Source organism: Pseudomonas sp. GL_117 (genome assembly GCF_057835125.1).
Window position 1 is genome coordinate 2439715 of the sequence record NZ_CM174418.1, and the last position, 24508, is coordinate 2464222.

General features: G+C 63.2%; 26 protein-coding genes. 22 read left to right on the top strand and 4 right to left on the bottom strand.

Features of this window, described 5'->3' with window-relative positions; all coding sequences use genetic code 11:
- The first annotated feature begins 2 nt into the window (after positions 1–2).
- From AC3ISR_RS11070 to AC3ISR_RS11125, 12 genes are all read left to right on the top strand, one after another.
- A complete protein-coding gene (locus AC3ISR_RS11070; RefSeq protein ID WP_489324743.1) occupies positions 3–1586 on the top strand; it encodes a ShlB/FhaC/HecB family hemolysin secretion/activation protein in 1584 nt (527 codons plus the stop codon).
- Between the two features lie 24 nt (positions 1587–1610).
- Positions 1611–3410, top strand: a complete 1800-nt coding sequence (locus AC3ISR_RS11075) for a DUF2341 domain-containing protein (RefSeq protein WP_463984760.1) — start codon at positions 1611–1613, stop codon at positions 3408–3410.
- 11 nt (positions 3411–3421) lie between these two features.
- The gene (locus tag AC3ISR_RS11080; RefSeq protein WP_065905942.1) at positions 3422–3847 is read left to right on the top strand and encodes an ExbD/TolR family protein; all 426 of its coding nucleotides are present in this window, start codon (positions 3422–3424) and stop codon (positions 3845–3847) included.
- A gap of 3 nt (positions 3848–3850) precedes the next feature.
- Positions 3851–4555 (top strand): energy transducer TonB family protein, encoded by a 705-nt coding sequence (locus tag AC3ISR_RS11085; RefSeq protein WP_192301108.1) that lies wholly within the window; start codon positions 3851–3853, stop codon positions 4553–4555.
- A 42-nt stretch (positions 4556–4597) separates the two neighbouring features.
- The gene (locus tag AC3ISR_RS11090) at positions 4598–6298 is read left to right on the top strand and encodes a putative porin (protein WP_463984761.1); all 1701 of its coding nucleotides are present in this window, start codon (positions 4598–4600) and stop codon (positions 6296–6298) included.
- Positions 6299–6317: 19 nt separating this feature from the next.
- Positions 6318–6944 carry a DNA repair protein gene (locus tag AC3ISR_RS11095; protein ID WP_489324744.1) on the top strand — a complete coding sequence of 209 codons (627 nt, stop codon included), beginning with the start codon at positions 6318–6320 and terminating at the stop codon, positions 6942–6944.
- Between the two features lie 20 nt (positions 6945–6964).
- Positions 6965–7432, top strand: coding sequence for a YbjN domain-containing protein (locus AC3ISR_RS11100; RefSeq protein ID WP_192301105.1), 468 nt, complete (start codon positions 6965–6967; stop codon positions 7430–7432).
- Positions 7429–8370 carry a peptidylprolyl isomerase gene (locus AC3ISR_RS11105; protein WP_463984763.1) on the top strand — a complete coding sequence of 314 codons (942 nt, stop codon included), beginning with the start codon at positions 7429–7431 and terminating at the stop codon, positions 8368–8370. Before AC3ISR_RS11100 ends, AC3ISR_RS11105 begins: the two co-directional genes overlap by 4 nt.
- Positions 8371–8421: 51 nt before the next feature.
- Positions 8422–9411, top strand: a complete 990-nt coding sequence (locus tag AC3ISR_RS11110) for a LysR family transcriptional regulator (protein WP_463984764.1) — start codon at positions 8422–8424, stop codon at positions 9409–9411.
- 93 nt (positions 9412–9504) lie between these two features.
- On the top strand, positions 9505–10059 hold the full coding sequence (locus AC3ISR_RS11115; protein WP_489324745.1) for a histidine phosphatase family protein: 555 nt from the start codon (positions 9505–9507) through the stop codon (positions 10057–10059).
- Between the two features lie 45 nt (positions 10060–10104).
- On the top strand, positions 10105–10860 hold the full coding sequence (gene cobF, locus AC3ISR_RS11120; RefSeq protein WP_489324746.1) for a precorrin-6A synthase (deacetylating): 756 nt from the start codon (positions 10105–10107) through the stop codon (positions 10858–10860).
- Between the two features lie 11 nt (positions 10861–10871).
- The gene (locus tag AC3ISR_RS11125) at positions 10872–11591 is read left to right on the top strand and encodes an alpha/beta hydrolase (RefSeq protein WP_489324747.1); all 720 of its coding nucleotides are present in this window, start codon (positions 10872–10874) and stop codon (positions 11589–11591) included.
- A gap of 62 nt (positions 11592–11653) precedes the next feature.
- Here the strand turns inward: AC3ISR_RS11125 and AC3ISR_RS11130 are convergent, their stop codons facing one another.
- Both AC3ISR_RS11130 and AC3ISR_RS11135 read right to left on the bottom strand, forming a co-directional pair.
- Positions 11654–12226, bottom strand: coding sequence for a DcrB/PsbP domain-containing protein (locus tag AC3ISR_RS11130; protein ID WP_489324748.1), 573 nt, complete (start codon positions 12224–12226; stop codon positions 11654–11656).
- A gap of 75 nt (positions 12227–12301) precedes the next feature.
- The gene (locus tag AC3ISR_RS11135; protein ID WP_489324749.1) at positions 12302–14110 is read right to left on the bottom strand and encodes a monovalent cation:proton antiporter-2 (CPA2) family protein; all 1809 of its coding nucleotides are present in this window, start codon (positions 14108–14110) and stop codon (positions 12302–12304) included.
- Between the two features lie 233 nt (positions 14111–14343).
- On the opposite strand from AC3ISR_RS11135, the gene AC3ISR_RS11140 reads away from it, so the two are divergent.
- Both AC3ISR_RS11140 and AC3ISR_RS11145 read left to right on the top strand, forming a co-directional pair.
- On the top strand, positions 14344–14544 hold the full coding sequence (locus AC3ISR_RS11140) for a hypothetical protein (protein ID WP_489324750.1): 201 nt from the start codon (positions 14344–14346) through the stop codon (positions 14542–14544).
- Positions 14537–14842 carry an XRE family transcriptional regulator gene (locus AC3ISR_RS11145; RefSeq protein WP_489324751.1) on the top strand — a complete coding sequence of 102 codons (306 nt, stop codon included), beginning with the start codon at positions 14537–14539 and terminating at the stop codon, positions 14840–14842. Before AC3ISR_RS11140 ends, AC3ISR_RS11145 begins: the two co-directional genes overlap by 8 nt.
- Here the strand turns inward: AC3ISR_RS11145 and AC3ISR_RS11150 are convergent.
- Positions 14836–15729, bottom strand: coding sequence for an EamA family transporter (locus AC3ISR_RS11150; RefSeq protein ID WP_463984766.1), 894 nt, complete (start codon positions 15727–15729; stop codon positions 14836–14838). The genes AC3ISR_RS11145 and AC3ISR_RS11150 overlap by 7 nt on opposite strands.
- Before the next feature lie 103 nt (positions 15730–15832).
- Here AC3ISR_RS11150 and AC3ISR_RS11155 point away from each other — a divergent pair, with 103 nt between their 5' ends.
- The 3 genes from AC3ISR_RS11155 to AC3ISR_RS11165 all read left to right on the top strand — a co-directional run bounded on the left by AC3ISR_RS11155 (position 15833) and on the right by AC3ISR_RS11165 (position 19612).
- Positions 15833–16615 (top strand): AraC family transcriptional regulator, encoded by a 783-nt coding sequence (locus AC3ISR_RS11155; RefSeq protein WP_489324752.1) that lies wholly within the window; start codon positions 15833–15835, stop codon positions 16613–16615.
- 82 nt (positions 16616–16697) lie between these two features.
- A complete protein-coding gene (locus AC3ISR_RS11160) occupies positions 16698–18254 on the top strand; it encodes a DUF726 domain-containing protein (RefSeq protein WP_489324753.1) in 1557 nt (518 codons plus the stop codon).
- 38 nt (positions 18255–18292) lie between these two features.
- Positions 18293–19612 carry an Nramp family divalent metal transporter gene (locus AC3ISR_RS11165; protein WP_192301094.1) on the top strand — a complete coding sequence of 440 codons (1320 nt, stop codon included), beginning with the start codon at positions 18293–18295 and terminating at the stop codon, positions 19610–19612.
- Between the two features lies 1 nt (position 19613).
- Here AC3ISR_RS11165 and AC3ISR_RS11170 read toward each other — a convergent pair whose 3' ends face one another.
- Positions 19614–20546 (bottom strand): LysR family transcriptional regulator, encoded by a 933-nt coding sequence (locus AC3ISR_RS11170; protein WP_489324754.1) that lies wholly within the window; start codon positions 20544–20546, stop codon positions 19614–19616.
- A 117-nt stretch (positions 20547–20663) separates the two neighbouring features.
- Here AC3ISR_RS11170 and AC3ISR_RS11175 point away from each other — a divergent pair, with 117 nt between their 5' ends.
- From AC3ISR_RS11175 to AC3ISR_RS11195, 5 genes are all read left to right on the top strand, one after another.
- Complete coding sequence (locus AC3ISR_RS11175; RefSeq protein ID WP_192301092.1) at positions 20664–21152, top strand: DMT family transporter; 489 nt, start codon at positions 20664–20666, stop codon at positions 21150–21152.
- 4 nt (positions 21153–21156) lie between these two features.
- Entirely contained in the window at positions 21157–21612 is a 456-nt protein-coding gene (locus tag AC3ISR_RS11180; RefSeq protein ID WP_192301091.1) for a DMT family transporter, read from the top strand.
- 849 nt (positions 21613–22461) lie between these two features.
- On the top strand, positions 22462–23226 hold the full coding sequence (locus AC3ISR_RS11185) for an AraC family transcriptional regulator (protein ID WP_192301090.1): 765 nt from the start codon (positions 22462–22464) through the stop codon (positions 23224–23226).
- A gap of 88 nt (positions 23227–23314) precedes the next feature.
- Complete coding sequence (locus AC3ISR_RS11190; protein WP_192301089.1) at positions 23315–23488, top strand: DUF1427 family protein; 174 nt, start codon at positions 23315–23317, stop codon at positions 23486–23488.
- Between the two features lie 30 nt (positions 23489–23518).
- Positions 23519–24478, top strand: a complete 960-nt coding sequence (locus AC3ISR_RS11195; RefSeq protein ID WP_489324755.1) for a quinone oxidoreductase family protein — start codon at positions 23519–23521, stop codon at positions 24476–24478.
- Positions 24479–24508: the final 30 nt, after the last annotated feature.

Genomic DNA, 24508 nt, shown 5'->3' on the forward strand with positions numbered 1-24508 from the left:
GTGTGGAGCATCTGTTCAAGTCAACGCTGGCGCTGTGCTGCCTGACGCTGTGGGCCCAGGCCCAGCCTGCGCAGGCCGAGGAGGAGGGCGCAGCACGCCGGGTCGACGTCAATGAGTATTTCGTGCGCGGCAATACCGTGCTCGATGCGGCGGCGATTGAAGAGGCGGTGTACCCGTTTCTCGGCCCGCAAAAAACCTTGGGCGACATCGAAGGCGCCCGCGACGCGCTGCAAAAGATCTACCAGGCACGGGGCTACCAGTCGGTGTTTGTCGAGCTGCCGGAGCAGAAGGTCGATGACGGTATCGTCTACCTGCAAGTCAGCGAAACCAAGATCGGCCGCGTACGCGTGGTCGGTGCCAAGCATTACTCGCCAGTGGAAATCCGCGACGAAGTGTCGGCGCTCAAGGAAGGTGCGGTGCCGGACTTCGCCACCGTGCAAACCCAGCTCGCCGGGCTCAACCGTGGCGTCGGACGTCAGGTCACGCCACTGGTTCGCGAGGGCCAGCGCCCGGGCACCATGGATGTGGACTTGCAGGTGGAAGACCAGAATCCCTGGCACGCCAGCATCGGCCTGAACAACGACTACAGCGCCGACACCGAAAAGCTGCGCTCGGTCGCCACCCTGAGTTACGACAACCTCTGGCAACTGGGCCACGCGATTTCCCTGACCTACTTCACCGCGCCCCAGGACAGCACCAACGCCAAGGTCTGGTCGGGCTCCTACACTGCGCCGCTGGATGATCGCTGGGCGTTGCAGTTCTCCGGCTACCAGTCCGACAGCAATATCGCCACCCTCGGCGGCAGCAACGTGCTGGGCAAGGGGCATTCCTATGGCGTGTCGGCGATCTACAGCTTTCCGGGCGCGGGCGTCTGGGCCAATTCGTTGTCGGTGGGTATCGACTTCAAAGACTTCGACGAAGAAATGAAATTCGGCGCCAGCAGCGACCAGGTGCCGCTCAAGTACGCGCCGTTCACCCTCGGCTACAACGGCTATCGCTACACCGAGCAATCCCAGCTCGGCCTGGGTTTGAACCTGGTGGTGGGCACCCGCGCGTTCTTCGGCTACGGCAGCGATGCCGCAGAGTTCGACTACAAGCGCTACAAAGCCAGCCCCAGTTTCGCCGTGCTCAAGGGCGACCTGAATTACACCTACACCTTCACTGGCGATTGGCAGTCGGCGTCCAAGGCCGCGTTCCAGCTGGCCTCGGGGCCGCTGGTGTCGAACGAGCAATATTCGGCCGGCGGCGCCACCTCGGTGCGCGGTTATCTGGCGGCGGAGCGCACTGGGGACGAGGGCTACTTGCTCTCCCAGGAGCTGCGCACGCCGTCCCTGGCCAAGTACGTCGGCAGCTATGTCAAGGACTGGCGCTTCTACGCGTTTGCCGAAGGCGCACGCCTGCGTCTGCACGACCCGATGCCCGAGCAAGAAGACGAATACAGCCTGGCCAGCGTCGGCCTCGGCACCCGCGCCAGTTTGAGCAAATGGTTGTCCGGCAGCCTGGATTGGGGCTACCCGCTGCTCGATGGACCGAACACCCAGAAACAGGACTCGCGACTGCACTTCAGTGTGCAGGCGACTTTCTGACTTTTTCTTCCGGAGACTCCACCCATGCAACGCCTATTCCTGAGCCTGTTGATCTGCCTGGGCTTCGCGCTCCCGGCCACTGCCCATGCCTGGTGGCAAGACGACTGGCACTACCGCAAACAGATTTCCGTGGACACCACCGCCCAAGGCGCCGCGATCAGCCAGGCCCTGGGCCGCACCGCGCTGCTGGTGCGCCTGCACACTGGCAACTTCACCTTTGACGGGGTGAAGGACGACGGCGCCGACCTGCGCTTTGTCAGCGCCGATGACAAGACCGTGCTCAACCACCAGATCGAAAGCTTCGACCCGCTGATGGGCATGGCCCTGATCTGGGTCGATGTGCCCAAGGTTGAAGGCGGCCAGCGCCAGGACCTGTGGATGTACTACGGCAACCAGAAAGCTGCGGCTACCAGCAACGGCCAACTGGCGTTCGACCCCAACTACACCGCGCTCTACCACTTCGACGATGCCAACGGCACCCCGGCCCGTGACACCACGGCCTATGCCAACACCGCGCTGAACGCCACCGGCGCGAGCATCGACGGCGTGATCGGCCGCGCCTTGCAGTTCGGCGGCCAGCCGCTGCTGTTGCCGGCCAGCCCGTCGCTGCAACACGCCGCCGGCGCGGCGTTCACTTTCAGCGCCTGGTTGCGCCTGGATCAGGCCAGCGGCGAGCAAATCGTCTTCGCCCGTCGCGAGGGTGCGCACAGCCTGTTGCTGGGCTTGAACCAGGGCACGCCGTTTGTGGACATTGACGGCCAGCGCGCCGTGTCGAGCCAAGCGCTGAACCCCGGCCAATGGCAGCACCTGGCGTTCACCGCCGAGGGTGAAAAAGTCGCGTTGTATGTGAATGGCCGCGAAACCGCGACCCTGGCCGTGGCCGTGCCTGCGTTCAACTCGCCACTGGCGATTGGTGGCGACCTGCCGGACGCCGCCAGCACTCACCAGCCGTTTGCCGGGGCCATCGACGAGCTGCGCCTGTCCAAGGTCGCACGCCCGGCCACGTTGCTGCTGGCCGACGCCAGCGCCCAGGGCGCCGAGTCGAAACTGGTGGCGTACGGCGTTGATGAAGAACAGTCCGGTTTTGGTTTCGGCAGCCTGGGCTTTTTGCTCAACGCCGTGCCGGTGGACGCCTGGGTGATCATCCTGGTGCTGGTGGCGATGATGTTCCAGTCGTGGGTCATCATGCTGCGCAAGAACCGCCAGGTCAGCCGTCTCAGCGCGGCCAACGAAGTGTTCCGCGAGCACTTCGCGCAGATCGGCACGCGTCTGGAGATGTATGCCGACGACGCGCAGTTGGCCGAGCGTCTGCAGCATTCCTCGCTGTGGCGCCTGTACCTGGTGGCGGTCAAGGAAATCCGCACGCGCCGCGCCCAGGGCGCTGACACCTCGTCAGTCTCGGCGGCGACCATCGAAGCGATCCGCTGCTCCATGGACGGTGTGCGCACCCGCGAAAACCAGGCGCTCAGCGCCAAACTCTCGACCCTGTCCAACGCCATCGCCGGCGGCCCGTACATCGGCCTGCTCGGCACCGTGCTGGGGATCATGGTGGTGTTCCTCGGCACGGCCATGGCCGGTGACGTGAACATCAACGCGATTGCGCCGGGGATGGCGGCCGCCTTGCTGGCCACGGCCATGGGCCTGTTCGTGGCGATCCCGGCGCTGTTTGGCTACAACCGCCTGATCACGCGCAACAAGGAAGTCAGCGCCGATATGCGGGTGTTCGTCGACGAGTTCATCACCCGCCTGGCGGAGATGCACGGCGAAAGCCAGTCCAGTGAAGCCGCGCATCGCCGCGAGCAGCACGCCGCCGTACCGGCCTGAGGAGTATCAGCATGGCTTCCGTAAACGCCTCCCACGACGATGACGACGATGCCGCCGTCGACAGCATCAACATCACGCCCCTGGTGGACGTGCTGATGGTGGTGCTGGTGATGTTTATCCTCACCGCCACCGCCCAGGTCTCGGGGATCCAGATCCACTTGCCCAAGGCCAGCGCCTCGGTGTCGCTGTCGGAGGCCAAGACCAAGGCCATCTCCGTCAACGACGGCGGTCAGGTGTTCCTCGACGCCTACCCGGTGACCCTCGGCGAGCTGGAAGAACGCCTGCGCATCGAGAAAGCGCTGAACCCGGATTTCCCGGTGATCGTGCGCGGTGACGCCTTGGTGCAATACCAGAAGGTGATCGAGGTGCTCGACTTGCTGCGACGGCTGGAGCTGTCCCAGGTCGGGCTGGTCACCGGCAAACCGAGCCAGGGCTGAGCCATGACCGCACAGATTCCGATGCCGCCGTTGCCGGTGAAAAACAAGCCGCCGCTGCGCCCGCTGAAGTGGGGCGCAGGCCTCTTGCTGGGCGCGGTTGCGGCCTGGTTTTTGTGGCAGTGGGCCAATGACATGAGCGGCGTGCGCCGCGAAGCGCCAAAGATCCCGACGATTATTCCGTTGCCGCCACCGCCACCACCGCCGCCGGAAAAACCCAAGGAGCCCGAGCCCCAGGTCGAAGAAAAAATCCCCGAGCCGGTGCCGACGCCTGAGCCGCAAGAGGTCAAGCCAGCGGACGAAGCCCCACCGTCGCCGGCTGATGATCTGGCCAACCCGATGCAGATCGACGGTGATGCGCAGTCGGGTAATGACGGCTTCAACATCGGCGCCGGCAAGGGTGGCGGCATGGCCGGTTCCGGTGGCGGCGGCCTGGGTGCGGGGACCTACAAGCAGTACCTGGCCGGTGTGTTCCAGCGCTTGCTGCGCGATGACCCGCAGTTGCGCAATCGCGCCTATGCAGTGCAGGCCGATTTGTGGCTGCGCGGTGACGGGCAGGTCACGCGGGCCGAGCTGGTCAAGTCCAGCGGTGATGCCGAGATCGATGCACAGGTGCTGGCGGCGTTGCGTGCCTCCCACGTGCCGCAACGTGTTCCGGACGCAGTGAAGATGCCGGTACGCCTGTCCTTCAAGGGCCGGCGGCCGGATTGATCGAACCCCTTTTCTACGGTTTTTTACAGGAGTTGCGTACACATGATTTCCCCCGTGAATCGACTGACCCTGGCGGTTGGCATGGTCATCGCGACCCTGGTCGGCCAGGCGACGGCAGCCCCGGTCGCCCCCTCGGAAAACGTCACCGTCAACCTGATCCGCCTGTTGGTGCAGCAGGGGGTATTGACCCAGGACACGGCCAACGGGCTGATCGCCCAGGCTGAAAGAGAAGCCCAGCAGGCGCGCCAGGCCAACGCCGCGCCGGTGGTGGCCGCCGGTCCCGCCGCCGCGCCGGGGGATGTGCGTGTGCAGTACGTGCCGCAAGCGGTGCGCGATCAGATCCGCGATCAGGTCAAGGCCGAAGTCATGGCCACCGCCAAGCAGGAAAACTGGGCACAGCCCAACACGTTCCCGGACTGGGTCTCGCGCATCAGCTTTGACGGCGACATCCGCCTGCGTGACGAGTCGCGTTACTTCTCCGGCAACAACAGCAACCAGATCGTCGACTACGCCAAACTCAATGACACCGGCCCGTATGACGTGAACAAGGACTCCAACACCAAGTTCCCGCCGCTGCTCAACACCACCAAGGACCGCGAGAACCTGTTCCGCCTGCGCGCACGTCTGGGCATGAAGGCGGTGCTGTCACCGGAGTGGACCGCCGGTATCCGCATCGGCACCGGTTCCGACAACAACCCGGTGTCGACCACCCAGACCCTCGGCGGCGGCTTTGGCAAGAAGGACATCTGGCTCGACCAGGGCTACCTGACCTGGAAGGCCAGCGACTCCATGGCGCTGACCGCCGGGCGTATCGGCAACCCGTTCTATTCCACCGACATGATGTATTCCAACGACCTCAACTTTGACGGCGTGGCGGCGATCTTCAACCACAAGCTCAACAGCGAGTGGGGTTTGTTCGGCACCGTGGGGGCGTTCCCGGTGGAATACACCGCGGATGCCGCCAGCAGCAACGGCATCGACAAGGAGGACAGCGAGACCAAGTGGCTGTTCGGCGCGCAGATCGGTGCGGACTGGAAGATCAACCGCAGCAACAGCCTCAAGCTGGCGGGCGCCTACTACCAGTTCCAGGACATCGAAGGGCAGCGCTCCAGCCCGTGCAAGCCGTGGGCCGGTGCCGCCGGTTGCGACACCGACGGCACACGCGTGGCCTTTATGCAGAAGGGCAACAGCGTGTTCCTGCTGCGCGACATCACGCCCAACCCGGCCGACCCGGCGAAGACGCCGAACCCGCAGTACGTGGGGCTGGCGTCCAAGTTCAATGTGCTCGACCTCAATGCGGTGTGGGACAGCGAGCTGCCGAGCGACTTCAAGCTGCGCAGCCAGGCCAACTTCATCCACAACCTGGCCTACGATAAGGGCGAGATGCTCAAGCGTGGCGAAGGCCAGATCGTCAACAACATCAACAGCAACGGCCAGTTTGAAAGTGGCGGCAATGCGCTGATGGTCTCGTTCACCCTCGGCAGTGCACTGGAGATGCGCAAGCGTGGCGACTGGAACGTGTTGGCCGGCTACAAGTACATCCAGCCGGATGCCTTGCCCGACGGCTTCAACGATTCCTCGTTTCACCTGGGCGGCACCAACGCCAAGGGTTACTTCGTTGGCGCCAACTACGGGCTGGAAAAGAACGTCTACGCCAGTGCGCGTTGGTTGAGTGCTTCGGAGGTGTATGGCGCGCCGTTCGAAGTCGATGTGATGCAACTGGAACTCAACACGCGCTTCTGAGGCGCACAGGAGATGCCACATGAACACGCGAATCTGCGGGCTGCTGTTGTTGTTCATCGCCAGCGCCGCTTGCGCCGAAGGCATGGAAGAGCGCCTGCGTACTCAACTGCGCAGCACCACCCAGCAGTTGCAGGCGCTGCAAAGCGAACAGGCCCAGGCCAGTGCCGCGCGTATCGCCGCCGAAGCCCAGGCCAAGCAGGCCCAGGCGCAAATCAAGCAATTGACCGCCGAGCTGGAAAAGACCCGTGGCGTGGCCGAACAGATGGCCGGCCAGCAACAGAGCCTGCACAACCAGGCGCAAGCCCAGGTGGCGGCGAGCAACGAGCAGATCGGCAAATTCAAGAAGGCCTATGAAGAACTGCTGGTGCTCGCCAAGGGCAAGGAGGCCGAACGCGCCCGCTTGCAGGCGCAATTGAGCGAACGTGACACACAAGTGCAGCAATGTTCAGTCAAGAATCAACAGATGTACGGGGTGGCCCAGCAGTTGCTGGCGGCCTACGAAAAGATCGATGTGGCCGAGGTGATGAGCATCCGCCAGCCCTTCGCCAGCAGCGCGCGGGTCAAGTTCGAGGAACTGGCCCAAGGCTTTGGCGACGATCTGTACAAGAGCCGTTTCGATGCGCCCCAGGCAACCACCAATCATTGATAGACAGGGAAGAGATCAGCATGAGCGAATTGATTGATAGCGTGACCATCCAGAGCCTCACCGAGCTGTTGCAGGACGCCGGTTACCGGGTCAACCCGAGCGAACAGAACGGTATCGTGCAACTGCTCAGCGCCAGCCAGGGCATCGGCTTTGCCGTGCGCTTCGGCAACCCGGCGGCGGAGCAGGGCAGCTATGTGGACTTCACCTACAGCTGCGCGCTGCGCATCCAGGGCCAATTGCCGCAAGGCCTGGCCGAGGTGTGGAACGCTTCGCGGCGCTTTGCGCGGTTGTCGGTGCAAGGTGAATTTTTGCTGATGGAAATGGACGTGGTGGTGGCCGGTGTGGGCGTCACGCATTTGCGCAGCCAGCTGGAACTGTGGGACCGCCTGTTGCAGGAGTTCATCGTCTACCTGCGTGAGTACAGCCAGCAGGCGGCGCAGTTGCAGGCCGCCGCGCAGGTGGTGGGCGAAGAGGCGGGCGTATTGTGAAAAAGCCAACCCTGATGGTCGGCGCCGGTGCGCTGGCCCTGCTGGTGGTGGCTGTGGGCTTGAGCTTGCGGCCGGGCAGCGACCCGGTGGCGGCGCAACAGCCGGCGCCGGTAGCCGCGACGCCGGCGAGTGGCCCGGCGGTGGCGCGCCTGGGCAACCAGCAGATCGACCTGGCGGAAATGAAAAGCGTGCTGGCGAGCCTGCCGGCCGAGTCCCGCGAGCAATTGCGCGGCAACCGTGGCGCGCTGGAGACGTGGCTGCGCTCGCGCCTGGCGCAAAAGGCCGTGCTTGAACAGGCCGACGCCCAGGGCTGGCGCCAGCGCCCGGAGGTAGAGCAGCAGACCCGTGCCGCCGCCGAGCAGATTGTGTTTCGCGACTACATGCTGTCGGTCAGCCAGGTGCCTGCCGACTATCCCAGTGCGGCTGAGTTGCAACAGGCCTACGACGCCGGCAAGGCACAGTGGGTGACGCCGCCGCTGTATCGGGTGAGCCAGATTTTCCTCGCGGTGAACGACCCGCAGTCCGCCGACGCGGTCCGCCGCCAGGCCCAGGAACTGAGCCGCAGGGCCCAGGCCGCGCCGGCAGATTTCGCCGCGCTGGCCACGCAATATTCCCAGGACCCGAACACCGCCCAACGCGGCGGCGATTCGGGCATGCAGCCGTTGCAGCAACTGGTGCCCCAGGTACGCGAGGCGGTGGCGCGGCTCAAGGTCGGCGCGGTGTCGGAGGTGGTGCAGAGCCCGGCCGGGTTCCATGTGCTCAAGCTCACCGGCCAGCAACCGGCGCGCACCGCGACCCTGGACGAACTGCGTGAACGGCTCACCGAAGCCTTGCGCAGCCAACGCCAGGAGCAGATCGCCAAGGCGTACCTGGAAGGCATGCTCAACACCGCGACCTTGAGCATTGATGGCGCCGAGTTGAACAAGGTGTTGGAGTAACGCGCGACCACCCGCATTGGATGCACAGACCAACAAGACAGGGAGTCTCCCATGGCATTTCTAGAACCGTCCGGCGTCCAATCGCCCGCCCCCTGGCGCGCCGTGAATGAGCCACACCGCACTTGGCAGGCCTTGGCCGGCGAGATCGACCCGGAGGTGGCGCGCTACTTCCTGGTGAGTGCGCGCTGCGGTTGTTTCATGCAGGCGGCGCGCAGCCTGAATATCAAATCGACGTTGTTGCGCAAACGCCTGGCGCAGCTCGAAGAACAGGTGCGGCATGCGCTGTTCACGTATCAGGGCAACGGCTTGGTGCTCAGTCGTGATGGCCAGCAATTGCAGGCACAACTGGTCGCCCTGGCCCATGAACGGCGCCTGCCGGTGGTGGAGCAGCCGCTGATCCGCCTGGCCGTGGCCGAACCGATCCTGCACGACATCCTCGGCCGCGACTTGATTGCCTTGCTGCGCCGTAATGCCAGCGTGCGCCTGGAGATCATCTCCATCGACAGCCAGCTGTCGCTGCAAGCGGTGGATGTGGACGTGGTGCTGTGGTTGTCCGACACCGAGGGCCCGGCGTGCGGCCCGAGTTTCCCCACTGAACCGCCGCAGCCCCTGGCGCGCCTGCATTACCTGCCGCACATCGCCAAGCGCTACTCACGCCTGACCACGCGCCCGGACAGCGTCGACGACCTCGACGACTACATGCTGGTGCAGTGGCAGCCCGACGTGCAGGTCGAGGCCTTGCACCCCTGGAACCACGTGGTGGAACAACGCCGCGCTGCCGTGGTGCAAGTGCAGGCCTACTCGCTGATGCTGGAAATGATCCGCTGCGGCGCGTGCATCGGCTTGCTGCCGCACTACATGGGCAGCTTCGACCGAGGGCTGGTGGCGTTGCCGGGGTTGTTGGACGACAGCATGCAACGCCAGGTGTGGCTGGCGGTGAACGCCCAGGTGCGGGATGCGCAGGCGGTGCAGGTGATTGTGGAGTTGATCGTGAGCACGTTCGAGGGGCGGCGCGAGTGGTTTGCCCTCGGGACTGCTTGAGCGACTGGCATTGGGGTAAGCCCGTTCAAGGGCGTTGCGCTTGAGGGATAAGTGCGCGAGGCTTGCCGACCTGTCTCTGTCGGAGCGAAGTCCGTGCAAGCCACCCGTTTGACCCTGATCTGTCATGCCGTCACGCCCCTGCAAAAACGCGGGCGCTTCTGCGATGACGAAGCGGTGGTGATGGATTGGCAAGGCGCGGCGCTGTCGCTGGCCGCGCGTTACAAGCCCAGCCGCCGCCTGCTGTGCGGGCCGGAAGCACGCACTCGGCAGACCGCGGGTTTGTTCGGCAGCGATGCGCTGCTTGAAGAGGCCTTGCGCGATGGCGATTTCGGCCAGTGGAAAGGCCAGGACATCAGCCAGCTGGCGATCGATGAGTTGAACGCGTGGCTGGCCGACAGCGCCAGTGCGCCCCACGGTGGCGAATCGGTGGATCAGGTCTGTGCACGGGTCGCGCAGTGGATGCAGGCTCTTGAAGCGCACCCCGGCCATATCGTCGCCGTCACCCACCCCTTGGTGATTCGCGCGGCGATGCTCTACGCCCTGCAGCTTCCGGTGGCGATGTTCTACCGGATCGACGTCGAGCCGCTGTCCAGTACGGAGCTGCGCTTCAATACGGTCTGGCGCCTGCGCCTGGAAACTCACGCCTGAACCGCCGAACATGGCAAAATCCACGCCCCGCAATGAGAGCAACCCATGAAACGCATCCTGATCATCGGCATTGGCGCCGGCAACCCTGACTACATCACGATGCAGGCCGTGAAGGCGCTCAATCGCACCGACGTGTTTTTCCTGATGGACAAGGGCCAGAGCAAAGACAAGTTGATCGACCTGCGCCGCGAGATCTGCGAGACCTACATCACCGAGCCCGGCTACCGCTTTGTCGAGGCCGATTGCCCCGAACGCGTGCGCGGTGAAATCGACTACACCACCGCCGTGGAGGATCTGAACCGCGACAAGCAGCAAACCTTTGAGCGCATGATCAACGAGGAAATGGCCGACGGAGAAGTCGGTGCCTTCCTGGCCTGGGGCGACCCGGCGCTGTACGACAGCACCATTCGCATCCTGCAAGCGATTCTGGCCAGCGGGCGCAGTGAGTTTGAATTCGAAGTGATCCCCGGCATCACCAGCGTGCAGGCCCTGGCGGCGCAACACAAAGTGCCGCTGAACCGTATTGGCTGCTCCATCGAGATCACTACCGGGCGCCGGTTGGCGGCAGGGCAGGCGAGTGATGCGGACACCTTGGTGGTGATGCTCGATGCGCAAGACTCCTACCGCACCGTGGCCGATCAGGACCTGGACATTTACTGGGGGGCCTACCTGGGCACGCCGGATGAGATCCTGATCAGCGGCAAAGTCGCTGAAGTCGCCGAAGAAATCGAGCGGGTGCGCAAGGCCGCACGCCTGGCCAATGGCTGGATCATGGACACTTATCTGTTGCGCAAACCCTGAGGTATCGCCCCATGCTCAAGCTGTTTGCCCTCGCGCTGACCCTGGTGGCCGGCGCCGTTCATGCCGACGATACGCTACACACCGATTTACCGCTGGCGTACCTGGAACAGACCCAGGCTGATGCGCGTAACGCGCCGCTGGTGATTTTCCTGCATGGGTTTGGCAGCAACGAAGAGGACCTGTTTGGCCTCAAGGACGCACTGCCACCCACCTGGACCTACCTGTCGGCACGGGCGCCGATGCCGGTGGATGCGCGCGGCTATCGCTGGTTTGCGAAGAAACCCGGGGATGGCGATTACGACGGCGAGACCGCCGATTTGCAACGCAGCGCCAGGCTGATCGAAGAGTTTGTGACCCAGGCCACCGCCAAGTACCACACCCGCAGCGATCGGGTATTTCTGGTGGGGTTCAGCCAGGGCGCAATCATGTCCTACGAGGTGGGGTTGCGTAAGCCGACGTTGGTGCGTGGGATTGCGGCGTTGAGTGGCAGTGTGTTGCCAGTGCTCAAGGCTGAGCTCAAGCCGGATGCGGCATTGAGCGGGCTGGCGATCTTCATTGGCCACGGCACGCTGGACCAGGCGCTGGCGTATGCGTCGGCGACGAGGGCGAATGAGGCGTTGGTGGGGGTGGGGTTGAAGCCGGAGTTTCATGGATATATGGGCATGCCGCATACCATCAGCGAGGCTGAAGTGCAGGATTTGAAGGCCTGGCTGGAAAAAAGCTTGAAGTGAGCACGGTCAAAAAATGTGGGGCGGGCCCCCACATTTGGTTTGGTGTTGCTTGGCGGGTCGGGTTATTTGCCGCCCGTGATCTGCTTCACCAGCTCGGCATGGCCCTTGGCGTCATCGCCGCGCGAAATCGCCTGGATCACCAGCATGTGGTTGCCCGATCCCCCCAGGAATGTGCTGTTCAGCGTCTTGCCACCGCCCTGTGTCGCGGTGCTGTCCACCTGGCGCAGGCCCAGGCCCTTGAAGGTCAGTTTTTTCTCGCTCTGTTTCTTGAAGTCCGGCAGGGCAGCGCTCTGATCCTTGACGAAGCCGGCCACTGCACCGTCGAGGAACTGTGCGTCGTTATCCTCGACGTTCACCGCGTCGGTCCGTACCGTTTCGGCGACGATCACCACACTTTTCGTGGTCTGGTTGGCGTATAGCGTGCCTTGAGTCGCGGCGCTGGCATCTTCGGCCTTGCTGACCGGCAGGGTGTCGGCCGCGTAGGCCTTGGGCAGGTTGAAGGTGAACTTGCCACCCAGGGTGGAGATGGTCTGCGTGGTCGGCTTGCTGGCGGCGAACACGCTGCTGGCGGCGAACACGCTGCTGGCGGCAAGCGCGAGGGCCAGCAGGGCGGCGGTCTTGGTGAAAGTGGCCATGAAGCGCTCCAGGGGGGGTGAACGAAATTGCGGCACATTCTGTCAGAAAAATCGCAATCTCGTTCGCCCTGGGCCTTACACCTTGTCGGACTCTTCTTCGAGCCGGTCCATCTCAAACAATCGCGCCAGTTCCGCCCGGGCTTCCTGGGCGGTCTGCATGACCTTGGCCGCGTCGTCGTACACCGCGTGCTGCGCGGCCAGTACTTGCAGGTCGTGGTTCTTGAAGCGGGTGATGCGCGCATCCGCCTGGGCCTGGGTCAAGCCGAGGCCGACCAGGGTGCGGCGGCTCATTTCCAGGCTGGAGTAGAAGGTCTCGCGCACTGGTGAGGCGTCGAGGTCCACCAGGCGGTGCACGTGCTGGCGGTTACGCGCACGGGCGATGATTTTCATGTGCGGGTAGAGGTTGCGCACCAGTTCGGCGGTCTTGATGTTGATTTCCGGGTCGTCCATGGCGATCACGAAGAACTCCGCCTGGTCGACCTTGGCCGCGTGCAGGATTTCGGGGCGTTGCGGGTCGCCGTAGAACACCGGCATGCCGCCGAAGCTGCGGGTCAGCTCGATGGTTTCCACCGAGGTGTCGAGGGCGATGAACGAGATGTTTTGCGCGCGCAGGATTCGCGCGACGATCTGGCCCATCCGCCCCATGCCGGCGATCACCACGCGAGGTGCATCGCTCTCGATGGTGCGGTATTCCTCGGGCACTTCCACCGGCTTGACCTTGGGCTTGAACAGCTTCGGGCAGATCAACAGCAGCAACGGGGTGACCGCCATCGAGAGGGTGATGGTCAGCACCAGTACATCGTAGAGATGAGGTTCGAACAGGCCCTGGTCGCGACCGATCTTGAACACCACGAAGGCAAATTCACCGCCTGCCGCCAACACCACGCCCAGGCGCAGGGCACTTTCGCGGTTGAGGTCGCCCACCAGGCGGCCGACGGCGTAGAGCAGGGGTAATTTCAGGCCGATCAGCAGCATGGTCAGGCCGATCACCAGCAGTGGGCTGCTGAGCAGCAAGCTGAGGTTGGCGCCCATGCCCACGCTGATGAAGAACAGCCCCAGCAGCAGGCCTTTGAACGGCTCGATCTGGGATTCGAGTTCGTGACGGTATTCCGAATCCGCCAGCAGCAGCCCGGCGAGGAAGGCGCCGAGGGCCATCGACACGCCCACCAGTTCCATCAACCAGGCGGTGCCGATGACCACCAGCAGGGCGGTGGCGGTGGACACTTCGCGCAGGCCGGTCTTGGCCACCACGCGAAACACCGGCCGCAACAGGTAGCGCCCGCCGATGATCACCACGGCGATACTGCCGAGGATCTGCAACACATGCTGCAAGCCCTGGGCCTCAGTGGTCGGATGATCGCTGCCGGCCAGCAACGGCACCATGGCGATCAACGGGATGGCTGCGATGTCCTGGAACAGCAGGATGGCAAAGGCCAGGCGCCCATGGGGCTGGTTCAGCTCCTTGCGTTCGGCCAGGCTTTGCAGGCCGAAGGCGGTGGACGACAACGCCAGGCCCAGGCCCAGCACGATCGCGCTATTCCACGGCTGGCCAAACAGCCACAAGGCTACAGCGCCCATCACCAGGCCGGTGAGCAACACCTGGGCCAGGCCGACGCCGAACACCGCCTTGCGCATCACCCACAGACGCTTGGGCGACAGTTCCAGGCCGATGATGAACAGCAGCAACACCACGCCCAATTCGGAAAATTGCGCGACGCTTTGCGGGTTACCCACCAACCCGAGGACTGACGGACCGATGATCACGCCAGCGAACAGGTAGCCCAGCACCGCGCCCAATTGCAGGCGCTTGGCCAGGGGCACGGTCAATACGGCGGCGAGCAGGAACACCACGGCTGCTTGTAACAGGTTGCCTTCATGGGGCATTGGGAACTCCAGGATCTTTAGAGCGAATCAACAGGAGCGTATTAGAGCGCTTTTTACATTTCGAGAATTGTGTTTTTGCGGTGAGTGATGCATGTGGAGCGTCCTTTTTTACGCTCTGCTGGCGCTTCTGAAGGATCTACAAACAATTGCCCGTGCGCGGCGAGTGGAAGCCTAGCCACTTCGTCACCTAGTTTTATGCTCTTGAGTTTATATTCCTTGGGCGGAATATTTGCATGAGTTGGGACATTGAATACACGGATGAATTCGGCGGTTGCTGGGATAGCCTGGCTGAAAAGGAGCAAGTATCGGTATCCGCCAGTGTAGACCTCCTGGGGCTGTTTGGACGGTGGTATGAGCAAAACGTCCCGGAGGCAGAAAAGCTGTATGACGTCCATTTGAAAGCATTAGGTAAAGAGGGCCGCAACCATGGCTAAAAAATTCGCTGAACTTCAAGCACGCATGACGCCGCAATCCCAGGCCGAAGCCAAGCAGTTGTTCCAGCAACATCTCAAGGAAATGCCACTGCACGAGCTGCGCAAGGCCCGGCAGTTGAGCCAGGAGAGCCTGGCCAAACTATTGAATATCAATCAGGCGGCGGTCTCCAAGATGGAGCGTCGCACCGACATGTACATCAGTACATTGCGAGACTACATCCGTGCGATGGGCGGCGAGTTGGAGATTATCGCGACGTTTCCAGACGGCCAGGTCAAGATCGATAACTTTGCCTATTGAATGCTACCCGGCCCTGTGCCGGGTTTGCGTTTCACCGGCCAGCGATACAACCCCACCCCCAACCCCACCAGAATGACAGCCATCGAAACCAGCTCCAGCCAGGAAACCCGCTCCCCAATGATCAGCATCGAACTGGCGAGCCCAAACACCGGGATCAGCAGCGACAGCGGTGCCACCGTCGATACCGGGTACGCCTTGAGCAATGAGTTCCAGCCCCAGTAGGCAAAGTGCGTGGCCAGGTAGACCTGGAACAGGATCGAGCCGATGGCCGTGGCGTCCAGGTGGGCGGGCAGGCTTTCGAACGCAGCGTTGCCGTGCATCCACCAGGCCATCAGGAACAGCGGGATCGGTGGAAACAGGCCGGCCCAGACCATGAACGCGAAGATTTCCTTCACCCCTGAGCGTTTGATGATCACGTTGCCCACGCTCCACGCCAGTGCGCTGAGTACGATCAGCATGACCCCCAGCACCGCGTGGCTACCGTCCTGGGTGACGACAATGCCCGCCAGGCCGAGCAAGGTCAGCCCGGCGCCGACCAGTTGTGCGTCACGCAGGGTTTCGTTGAACAGCACCACGCCCCAGCCGAGGGTGAAGAACACGCTGAGCTGGATGATCAGCGAAGCGATGCCTGGGCTCACGCCTATCTGGATGCCGTAGTTGATCACACCCCACATGCCCAAGCCGAAAATCACCCCGTAAGCCGCTACATAGCCGAAGTGCACGGCGGGGCGTCGGATGAAAAACACCAGCGGCAAGGCGGCGAGGGCGAAGCGGATGCCGGTGAGTACGAAGGGGTCGATACCGCGCAGGCCAAGCTTGGTAATGGGAAAGTTCAAACCCCAGACCAGAGTGACGAGGATGGCAAGTGCCAGGTGTTTCTTGAGCATGGTCGTTCCCTTGAGCTGGCAGGCGTGTCCAAAGGCAACGATGGTAGGCGGCGTTCGTATGGCCCGCTTGCTATGCCAGGTCATGTTTTGACAAAATCGGGCCATGATCCCGACCTTCACCCGTGATGACCCCGAAGCCGTAGTGACGCTGCACGAATATGCCTCGGGCACCGTGTTTGCGCGCCACGCCCACAGCCGTGGCCAGTTCGCCTATGCGTCCACGGGGGCGATGAAGATGTTTACCGATCTTGGCAATTGGGTGGTGCCGCCGCAGCGGGCGATCTGGGTGCCCGGCGGCGTGCCCCATGAAATGCACATGCGTGGCGATGTGGTCATGCTCAACACCTATCTCTCTGACGCCGCTGCCCGGCGCGCAGGTTTGCAGGGGCATTGCCAGGTGTTCGAGGTGTCGCCGCTGCTGCGGCATTTGCTGGAGGCGGCACTGGCGATTGACCCGGCGGCGGGGCCCAGTGTCAGGCAGCATTGCGTGCTGACGTTGCTGGTGGATGAAATCGGCGCCATGCCAGAGCTGCCCCTCAGCGCGCCGCTGCCGTTAGAGCCTCGGCTCGCCCGCGCCTGCCAGCGCTTCCTGGACGCGCCCACGCAGACCATCGCCCTCGACACCATGGCCGAATGGTCAAGCATGAGCCGGCGCACCTTTACCCGTCAGTTCCTTGAACACACTGGCATGACCTTCGTGGCCTGGCGCCAGCAGGTGTGCCTGCTGGAAGCCACTGCGCGGCTCAGCCACGGTGCCTCGATTACCGACGTGGCGCTGGCATTGGGCTTCAGCAGCTCCAGCGCATTCACCTCGGTGTTCCGGCGCAACGTGGGGGAGGCGCCGGCGCGCTACCTGGCCAAATCAAGGGCGGCGGCGTTGTTCTGATCGTTCATCGGTCAGGATTCACCGTTGCGCCGGCCACGCTTTGTTACTATCGCCGTCCATCGTCACCAGGAGTCACCGGCCCATGCAGCACCAGTGGGATGAAATGCACCGCACCCGCAAGCCCACCTTTGTGTTGTGTGGCGAGCCCCAGGGGGATGTGCTCAATCTCTACGTTCACGGTTATTCGGCGTTCTTCAACCGTCAGCAACTGGGTAATTTCAAGGCGCAACTGGCGAGTATCGAAGGCTCGACCAATGTGATGCTGTTCTGGCCGGCCGGGCATTTTCTGGAAAACCTGTTCGCGCCGTTCAAGGAGGTGATCGCTGCGATGCTCGGCGGCGGTGGCCTGGGCGCCGCTACTGTGGGGGTGGGCAAGGCGATTGCGTATTTTCTCGACCATTACAAAAGTGTTGAGGCGCGTGTCGACGAAGTCGCCCAGACCCTGTTGCCTGAACTGGCCAACTTTCTGCACGCCGAGGCCCTGCCGGTGCGGCGCATCAACCTGATCGGCCATTCCCTCGGCGCGCGGATTCTGGTCAAAAGCTTGTTGGCCAGCCCTGAGGTGGCCCGTGAACTGCCGTTGAATCACTTGCTGCTGATGGGCGGGGCGATCTGTACGTCGAGCCCATGGGATCAAGTCTCGGCGCCGCTGCAGGGCCGGCTGATCAACTGCCATTCCAGCAAGGATTGGGCACTGGCGATCAAGCCGGACAACGAGCGCTGCATCGGTCGTTATGCCATCCCGCTCACGCCCGCCCTCAAGTCCAAGGTCACCAATGTGCACCTGGCAACTTTCGATCACGCCGCCTACTGGCCGCAGCTTAAAACGGTGGTGCAATACACCGACCTGTTGCAGGAACGGCGCGGCATGATCCGCGCCGACCAGCGCAGCAGCGAGGTGCGCTTTGCCGAAGAGGACGCCGAACTGTTCCCGGCACTGGTGCAGGCGCGGCCGGATGAGTTGAAGTTCCTCGCCGAACTGATGGCGCAAAAACGCAGCGCGTCGATTGATGCCGGCGTGCGCGAGCCGCTGAAACTGGCCATCGAGCTGCAACGCATGGGCGGCGACAGCTTTATGAACCTGGCCCGTGGCCATGGCGTGGGTTATCGACAGATCGCCGAGGATGTCGCGCAACGGCTGGGGATCAAGTTTGATCAGCCGGTTGCAACCGTGGCGTTGGCGGACATCGAGGCACAGGTCGCGCAGCAGCTCATCGAACAATACAAGGACAAACTCAACAGCGCTGACCGGCAAGCCTTCGACGCCGAACTCAAGGCCGCGGCGCAAAAAGAGCAGGGCTTGTTCAATCGTTTCGACATGGGCCGCTCGGCGACCACGGCGTTGAGTGGCACGGCGCTGGCCGGGCTCACCGGTTTCATCCTGCGGCGTGGTGCGGCCACGGCGATTCCGCTGGTGGGCCAGGCGTTGGCGGCCGCGATGTTGCTGGTGAGCGGGGTGCGTGCATTTTCCGGCCCGGCCTATTCGATTACCACCTTGGCGGTACTGGTGGTCGGCGTGATCCGTCAGCGCATGGAGCGCGAGGCGCTGAACCAGGAAATGGACCTGGTGGTACAAGTCGTGGAAGCGTTTGACCTGCCCAGGGACACGGTAATGCGCACGGTCGCGTCCGACTGCTAAGCTGCGCGCCTGTCTAGTGTGTTTGCCTGGGATACCGCGTGAAATTCAGCCTGCCGAAAATTGCCACCGCCCCGTTCTGCCCGCCGGAAGTGGCCGGCTCCGTTGCCGTCGACCCCAAGGCTTCGTTCTTCAAGCGCATGCTGATGTTCGCCGGCCCCGGCCTGTTGATCTCCATCGGCTATATGGACCCCGGCAACTGGGCCACGGCCATCGAGGCCGGTTCACGTTACGGCTACAGCCTGTTGTTCGTGGTGCTGCTGGCCAGCCTGGCGGGGATGGCGGTGCAGTGCTTGTGCTCGCGGCTGGGCATCGCCACCGGCAAGGACCTCGCGCAACTGTGCCGCGAGCGCTACAGCCGGCGCTCCGCCCGTACCCAGTGGGCGCTGGCGGAAATCTCCATCATTGCCACCGACCTGGCCGAAGTGCTCGGCTGCGCCCTGGCGTTTCACTTGCTGCTGGGGGTGTCTCTGACCACCGGCATTGTCATCACCGCCTTCGATACGCTGCTGATCCTGGCCCTGCAGAACCGAGGCTTCCGGCGCCTGGAAGCGATCATGCTGGCGCTGGTGGCGACCATCGGCGTGTGTTTCTTTATCGAACTGGTGCTGATCAAACCGTATTGGCCGGATGTGTTCAGCGGCTTTACGCCGTCACTCTCGGCGATCAGCGACGCTGCGCCGTTGTACCTGGCTATCGGTATTCTCGGCGCGACGGTCATGCCGCATAACCTCTACCTGCACACCTCGATCGTGCAGACCCGTCTGATCGGCAAGGATCTCGCCAGTAAACAGGACGCGGTCAAACTGGCGCGCATCGACACCATCGGCTCGCTGGCCCTGGCCTTGCTGGTCAATGCCGCGATCCTGACCCTTGCTGCTGCCGCGTTCTACAAGAGCGGCCACACCGATGTGGTCGAGATCCAGGACGCCTACCATCTGCTCGACCCACTGGTGGGCGGCGCGTTTGCCAGCATCCTGTTCGGCATCGCCTTGCTGGCGTCGGGGCAAAGCTCGACGTTCACCGGCACCATTGCCGGGCAGGTGATCATGGAGGGCTACCTCAACCTGCGCATTCCCTGCTGGCAACGCCGCCTGATCACCCGCGGCCTGGCGCTGATCCCGGCGTTCCTCGGCGTGTGGCTGATGGGCGATGCGGCCATCGGCAAGCTGTTGATCCTCAGCCAGGTGGTGCTCAGCCTGCAATTGCCGTTTGCGTTGTTCCCGCTGATCCGCATGACCGGAGACAAGCAGCTAATGGGGCCATTTGTGAATCGGCTGCCGACGCGGGTGTTGGCGTGGTTTCTGTTTACCGTGATCAGCGGGGCGAATGCGTGGTTGATTGGGCAGTGGCTGTTTTAAATCATCGATCCCAATACGGCACGGTCCCAAAACACTCCACAAAGTAATCAATCACCGTGCGCACCTTCAGCGACAACCGCCGGCTCCCCGGCCATAGTGCGGCGATCTGCTGCGGCTCCAGTGTGGTCGCCACTTCGTATTCGTTCAGCACCGCCTGCAAGGTGCCGGCGCGCAAGCCTTCGCCGATCAGCCAGGAGGGGAACACGACCAGCCCAAGGCCTTGTTCGGCGGCGTGGGTGAGGGTGTCGGCGTGGTTGCCGGTGATTGGGCCCTTGACGCTGTAGGGCGTCCAGTCGCTGCCGGCGCGGCGGAAGAACCAGCGTTGTTGGCCGGTGATGCCTTTGTAGGCCAGGCATTGGTGGTGGACGAGTTCGTCGGGGTGCTGCGGCGTGCCGTGTCGGGCCAGGTAGGCGGGGCTGGCGGCGATGCGAAAGCGCTGCGGGGCGAAGATGCGCGCCTGCATGCCTGAGTTGTTGAGCACGCCGATGCGAAACAGCAGGTCGGTGCCGTCTTGCAGCGGGTCGACGTAGGTGTCGGTCTGCTGGATGTCCAGTTGCAGCTTGGGATAGCGTCGGCACAGTTCGCCGAGCCACGGTGACAAGTGGCGCTGGCCGAACACCATCGGTGCGTTGATACGTACCAGGCCGCTGGGTTCGCTCTCCTGTTCCTGCAGGGCCTGGCCGGCGGTTTCCAGTTGTTCCAGCAACAGTCGCGCATGATGCCCGAGCAGGCGCCCGGCCTCGGTCGGGCTGACCGCTCGGGTGTGGCGGTAAAGTAACTGCTGGCCCAGGGCGTGCTCCATCAGCTGGATCTGCCGGGAAATGGAGGAGGGCGCCAGGCTTTCCCGGCGGGCCACTTCGGAAAAGCTGCCGTGGTCGAGCACCGCGACGAACAGGCGCAGCGCCTTGAAACTCAATTCATTCAAACCCTGCATCATGACTCCGTGCTGTGCGTTTTGCGCAAAAGTGTTGTCGGCATGTTCCCATTTATTGCATAGCACGACCACCGGATAATGCGCGCCATGGTTCCTTTCTTGAAGCGCAGGTGATGTATGCAGGCAAGTTCTATCGAGGGTGTGGCGTCGGCCCGTCCGAAACATAACCTTCTGCGGCTGTTGTTGCTGCCGTTGGTGATCCTGGCGGGCATGGGCCTGTCGGTGGAGGCAGGCTTGCTCGGGCCGCTGGGCCAGCAAGTCGGGCATTTGTGGGCGACGTTGAGCATCTTTGGCGTTGGTTCGGCGATCTTGTACGTGCTCTTGTTGTTCAGCGGCCCGCAAAAGGGCCCGGCGCTGGCCGACCTGCCGCGCTGGCAATTGATCGGCGGGTTCCTCGGGCCGATGTACGTGGTGGTGTTGACCCTGGCTACGCCGCATATCGGCATCGCGATGACCATGGTCGCGATTTTGTCCGGGCAGGTCGGCAAGAGCGTGCTGATCGACCATTTCGGTTGGTTCGGCACCGCGCGCAAGCGGGTCAACGGCGAGCGCTGGATAGCCCTGGCGTTGATTGTGGTGGCGCTTGTTCTGATTGCACGAGGGTAAGGCGATGAATCTGATTCTATTGTTGGTACTGGTCATTGCCGCCGGTGCGGTATTGAGTGTGCAGGCCGCGATCAACGGGCGCCTGGGCCAGACGGTCGGCGTGTTGCGCAGCAGCTTGCTGACCTTCGCCGTCGGTGCGCTCAGCACGGCGCTGCTGATTTTCTTCTTCGAGCCCGCCCAGGCCGTCAGCTTGCTGGACGTGCCGAAATGGCAACTGACCGGTGCCTTGTTCGGCGTGGTGTACATGTTGGTGATGGTCGGCGCGGTGCCTGTGGTCGGCACCGCCGTGGCGACGGTGGCCGTGATCGTCGGGCAATTGGGCATGGGCATGTTGATCGACAACTTCGGCTGGCTGGGCAACCCGGCGATTGATTTATCGGGGAGCCGGATTGTGGCGATGGTCTGTCTGGCGCTGGCATTGGTGTTCATGTATCGCAGCAATACTCGCCAGGCCGACTGACGTGGTCAAAGAAATGTGGGAGCAACTGTTGAGCTTTAGCGAGGCTGCGAAGGCGGTGGCACTGTTGGTAGAGGTGTTGGCTGAACCGCCGCTTTCGCGGGCAAGCCCGCTCCCACAGTTGATCGGTGTTGATGGATAGTGAGTGTTCGGCTGGAGATCCCTCTCACACCGCCAATCCCCTGTGGGAGCTGTCGAGCTTTAGCGAGGCTGCGAAGGCGGCGGTACTGCTGGTAGAGGAGTTGGCTGAACCACCGCTTTCGCGGACAAGCCCGCTCCCACATTTGAGCTGTGTTGCTGGGATGTCAGTGTTCGGCTGGAGATCCCTCTCACACCGCCAATCCCCTGTGGGAGCTGTCGAGCTTTAGCGAGGCTGCGAAGGCGGTGGCACTGTTGGTAGAGGTGTTGGCTGAACCACCGCTTTCGCGGGCAAGCCCGCTCCCACAGTTGATCGGTGTTGATGGATAGTGAGTGTTCGGCTGGAGATCGCCCAGGCACTGCTAGTCCCCTGTGGGAGCTGTCGAGCCCTAGCGAGGCTGCGAAGGCGGCGGCACTGTTGGTAGAGGTGTTGGCTGAGCCACCGCTTTCGCGGGCAAGCCCGCTCCCACATTTGAGCTGTGTTGCTGGGATGTCAGTGTTCGGCTGGAGATCCCTCTCACACCGCCAATCCCCTGTGGGAGCTGTCGAGCTTTAGCGAGGCTGCGAAGGCGGCGGTACTGTTGGTAGAGGTGTTGCGCCGCAACCATAGAATCTCCCACCCCCACACAAACCCGTTCCCACATTGGAAAATAGCTCGGATTGTCGAGCGTCGCTGATTACCATGAGCACTCACTCCTGACTGATGTGCTCCCCATGGCCCTGGCCGCACCCCCCGACCTCAGTGATCATGCCGTTCCCGTGCAGCCTCTGGCACGCACCTATCCGCGTGGGTTGTATGTGGAGCCCCATAGCCACGACTGGGGTCAATTGCTCTACGCCATGAGCGGCGTGATGTGGGTCGAAACCCCGCGCGAAGCCCTGGTGGTGCCGCCCCAGCGTGCCGTCTGGTTGCCGCCGGGGGTGGAGCATGGGATTCGCGTGGTGTCGGACTTGCAGATGCGCAATATCTACCTGCGCCCCGCATTGGCAGCGACGCTGGACGGCCAGGTGCAGGTGATCGAGGTCGGTGGGCTGCTGCGCGAACTGATCGTGACCTTGGTGGACGAGGGTGACAGCGGTGATGCCGGCTACTACGACGCGGTGGTGCGTCTGGCGTTGCTGGAATTGCAACGGGCGCGACGCTCGCCAATCCGCATCGCCATGCCGATGGACGCCGACCGCCGTCTAAGCAATGCGTGCCAGGCGGTGATGGTCGCACCATCCCTGGACATCTCCTTCGAACAACACGCCGCCGCCGCCGGGGCCAGCGTGCGTACCTTGTCGCGGTTGTTCCAAAGCCACCTGGGCATGGGCTTCGCCGAATGGCGTCGCCAGGTGCAACTGGCCACGGCGGTCGCGGAGTTGATCCAGGGCCAATCGGTGAGCAGTATCGCGCGCGCTCTGGGTTACTCGCCAAGCAGTTTCAGCGACATGTTCCGCCGCGCACTCGGTGTGGCGCCGTCGCACTACGTCGGCTGAGGAATTGGCCGAAATCCTGAAGCACTTGGCCGATGCGTGAGGAAGGCGGGCTCTAGACTGAGCCCATCAACCCACAAGGCGCCACCCCATGAACTACCTCATTTCTCTCGCCATCGGCCTGTTTGTCGGCGTGATCTACGGCGCCTTGGACTTCCGCTCGCCCGCGCCGCCGGCCATCGCCCTGGTGGGTTTGATGGGCATGTTGCTCGGCGAAAAGCTCTGGCCCCTGGGTCGGCAACTGGTCAGCGGTTGGTGGTCCTGATTTCCCTTTTCCCTGCGATGGATATTGGTCATGAAAGCACTGCAATTTTCCGCTACCGGCGACCTCAACGCCCTGCGCTTCGTCGACGTCGCCACCCCGGTGCCGGGCGCCGATGAAGTGCTGGTACAGATCAAGGCGGCAGGCTTGAACCCCAGCGATGTGAAAAACCTGCTTGGGCGCTTCCCTTACACCACGTTGCCGCGCATTCCCGGGCGTGACTTCGCTGGCGTTGTCGTCGAAGGTCCGCAGGCGTTGCTTGGCCAGGAAGTCTGGGGCACCGGTCGCGACCTCGGTTTTTTTGCCGACGGTTCTCATGCCGAATACCTGAAGGTGGCGGCAAACGGCGTGGCCCGCAAGCCCAGCCATCTGAGTTTCGCCCAAGCCGCCAGCCTGGGTGTTCCCTACACCACCGCCTGGGATGCCCTGGAGCGCAGCGGTGTGGGCAAAGGCACGCGCTTGCTGGTGATTGGTGCCAATGGCGCCGTTGGCAGTGCGGCCTTGGCCCTGGCGAAAATCCGTGGCGCCCAGGTGCTGGCGGCGGTACGGCGCCCGGAGCAGGTTGAGGCATTGCAAGGGCAGGGGGTCGACACGATTGCCCTGGGGCAGCCGGAGGACTTGGGCGCACAGGTCAACCGCGTGTTCACCGGCGGTGCCGATGTGATCTTCGACACCACTGGCTTCTGGCTGCCGGCGGCCGTGGCCGGCCTGGCGCCGTTCGGCCGTATCGCGATCATCGCCGCGCCGCTGGACGGGCATGTGCAACTGCCAGCCCTGGCCTTGTACCGCAAGGGCGGGTCGGTGGTGGGGATCAATTCGTTGCTCTACAACTGCGAGCAATGCGCGCGGATGCTGGAGCAGTTCGGGCGGTTTTTTGATGAGGGGTCGCTGCCGCTGCCGACGGGGTTGCGGGAAGTGGCGTTGGCCGATGGTTTGGTGAGCTATGAGGAAGTGAACAGCGGCAGTGCAGACAAGATCATCTTCTTGCCTTAATGCCATTCAAATGAGGGAGGGGCGAGCCCC

Coding starts and splice junctions, on each gene's coding strand:
- AC3ISR_RS11135 (WP_489324749.1), bottom strand. CDS start 14,110: ATGCCCCATGAAGGCAACCTGTTACAAGCAGCCGTGGTGTTCCTGCTC.
- AC3ISR_RS11075 (WP_463984760.1), top strand. CDS start 1,611: ATGCAACGCCTATTCCTGAGCCTGTTGATCTGCCTGGGCTTCGCGCTC.
- AC3ISR_RS11195 (WP_489324755.1), top strand. CDS start 23,519: ATGAAAGCACTGCAATTTTCCGCTACCGGCGACCTCAACGCCCTGCGC.
- AC3ISR_RS11145 (WP_489324751.1), top strand. CDS start 14,537: ATGGCTAAAAAATTCGCTGAACTTCAAGCACGCATGACGCCGCAATCC.
- AC3ISR_RS11085 (WP_192301108.1), top strand. CDS start 3,851: ATGACCGCACAGATTCCGATGCCGCCGTTGCCGGTGAAAAACAAGCCG.
- AC3ISR_RS11140 (WP_489324750.1), top strand. CDS start 14,344: ATGAGTTGGGACATTGAATACACGGATGAATTCGGCGGTTGCTGGGAT.
- AC3ISR_RS11090 (WP_463984761.1), top strand. CDS start 4,598: ATGATTTCCCCCGTGAATCGACTGACCCTGGCGGTTGGCATGGTCATC.
- AC3ISR_RS11170 (WP_489324754.1), bottom strand. CDS start 20,546: ATGCAGGGTTTGAATGAATTGAGTTTCAAGGCGCTGCGCCTGTTCGTC.
- AC3ISR_RS11110 (WP_463984764.1), top strand. CDS start 8,422: ATGGCATTTCTAGAACCGTCCGGCGTCCAATCGCCCGCCCCCTGGCGC.
- AC3ISR_RS11185 (WP_192301090.1), top strand. CDS start 22,462: ATGGCCCTGGCCGCACCCCCCGACCTCAGTGATCATGCCGTTCCCGTG.
- AC3ISR_RS11175 (WP_192301092.1), top strand. CDS start 20,664: ATGCAGGCAAGTTCTATCGAGGGTGTGGCGTCGGCCCGTCCGAAACAT.
- AC3ISR_RS11130 (WP_489324748.1), bottom strand. CDS start 12,226: ATGGCCACTTTCACCAAGACCGCCGCCCTGCTGGCCCTCGCGCTTGCC.
- AC3ISR_RS11125 (WP_489324747.1), top strand. CDS start 10,872: ATGCTCAAGCTGTTTGCCCTCGCGCTGACCCTGGTGGCCGGCGCCGTT.
- AC3ISR_RS11150 (WP_463984766.1), bottom strand. CDS start 15,729: ATGCTCAAGAAACACCTGGCACTTGCCATCCTCGTCACTCTGGTCTGG.
- AC3ISR_RS11155 (WP_489324752.1), top strand. CDS start 15,833: ATGATCCCGACCTTCACCCGTGATGACCCCGAAGCCGTAGTGACGCTG.
- AC3ISR_RS11080 (WP_065905942.1), top strand. CDS start 3,422: ATGGCTTCCGTAAACGCCTCCCACGACGATGACGACGATGCCGCCGTC.
- AC3ISR_RS11160 (WP_489324753.1), top strand. CDS start 16,698: ATGCAGCACCAGTGGGATGAAATGCACCGCACCCGCAAGCCCACCTTT.
- AC3ISR_RS11180 (WP_192301091.1), top strand. CDS start 21,157: ATGAATCTGATTCTATTGTTGGTACTGGTCATTGCCGCCGGTGCGGTA.
- AC3ISR_RS11095 (WP_489324744.1), top strand. CDS start 6,318: ATGAACACGCGAATCTGCGGGCTGCTGTTGTTGTTCATCGCCAGCGCC.
- AC3ISR_RS11190 (WP_192301089.1), top strand. CDS start 23,315: ATGAACTACCTCATTTCTCTCGCCATCGGCCTGTTTGTCGGCGTGATC.
- cobF (WP_489324746.1), top strand. CDS start 10,105: ATGAAACGCATCCTGATCATCGGCATTGGCGCCGGCAACCCTGACTAC.
- AC3ISR_RS11100 (WP_192301105.1), top strand. CDS start 6,965: ATGAGCGAATTGATTGATAGCGTGACCATCCAGAGCCTCACCGAGCTG.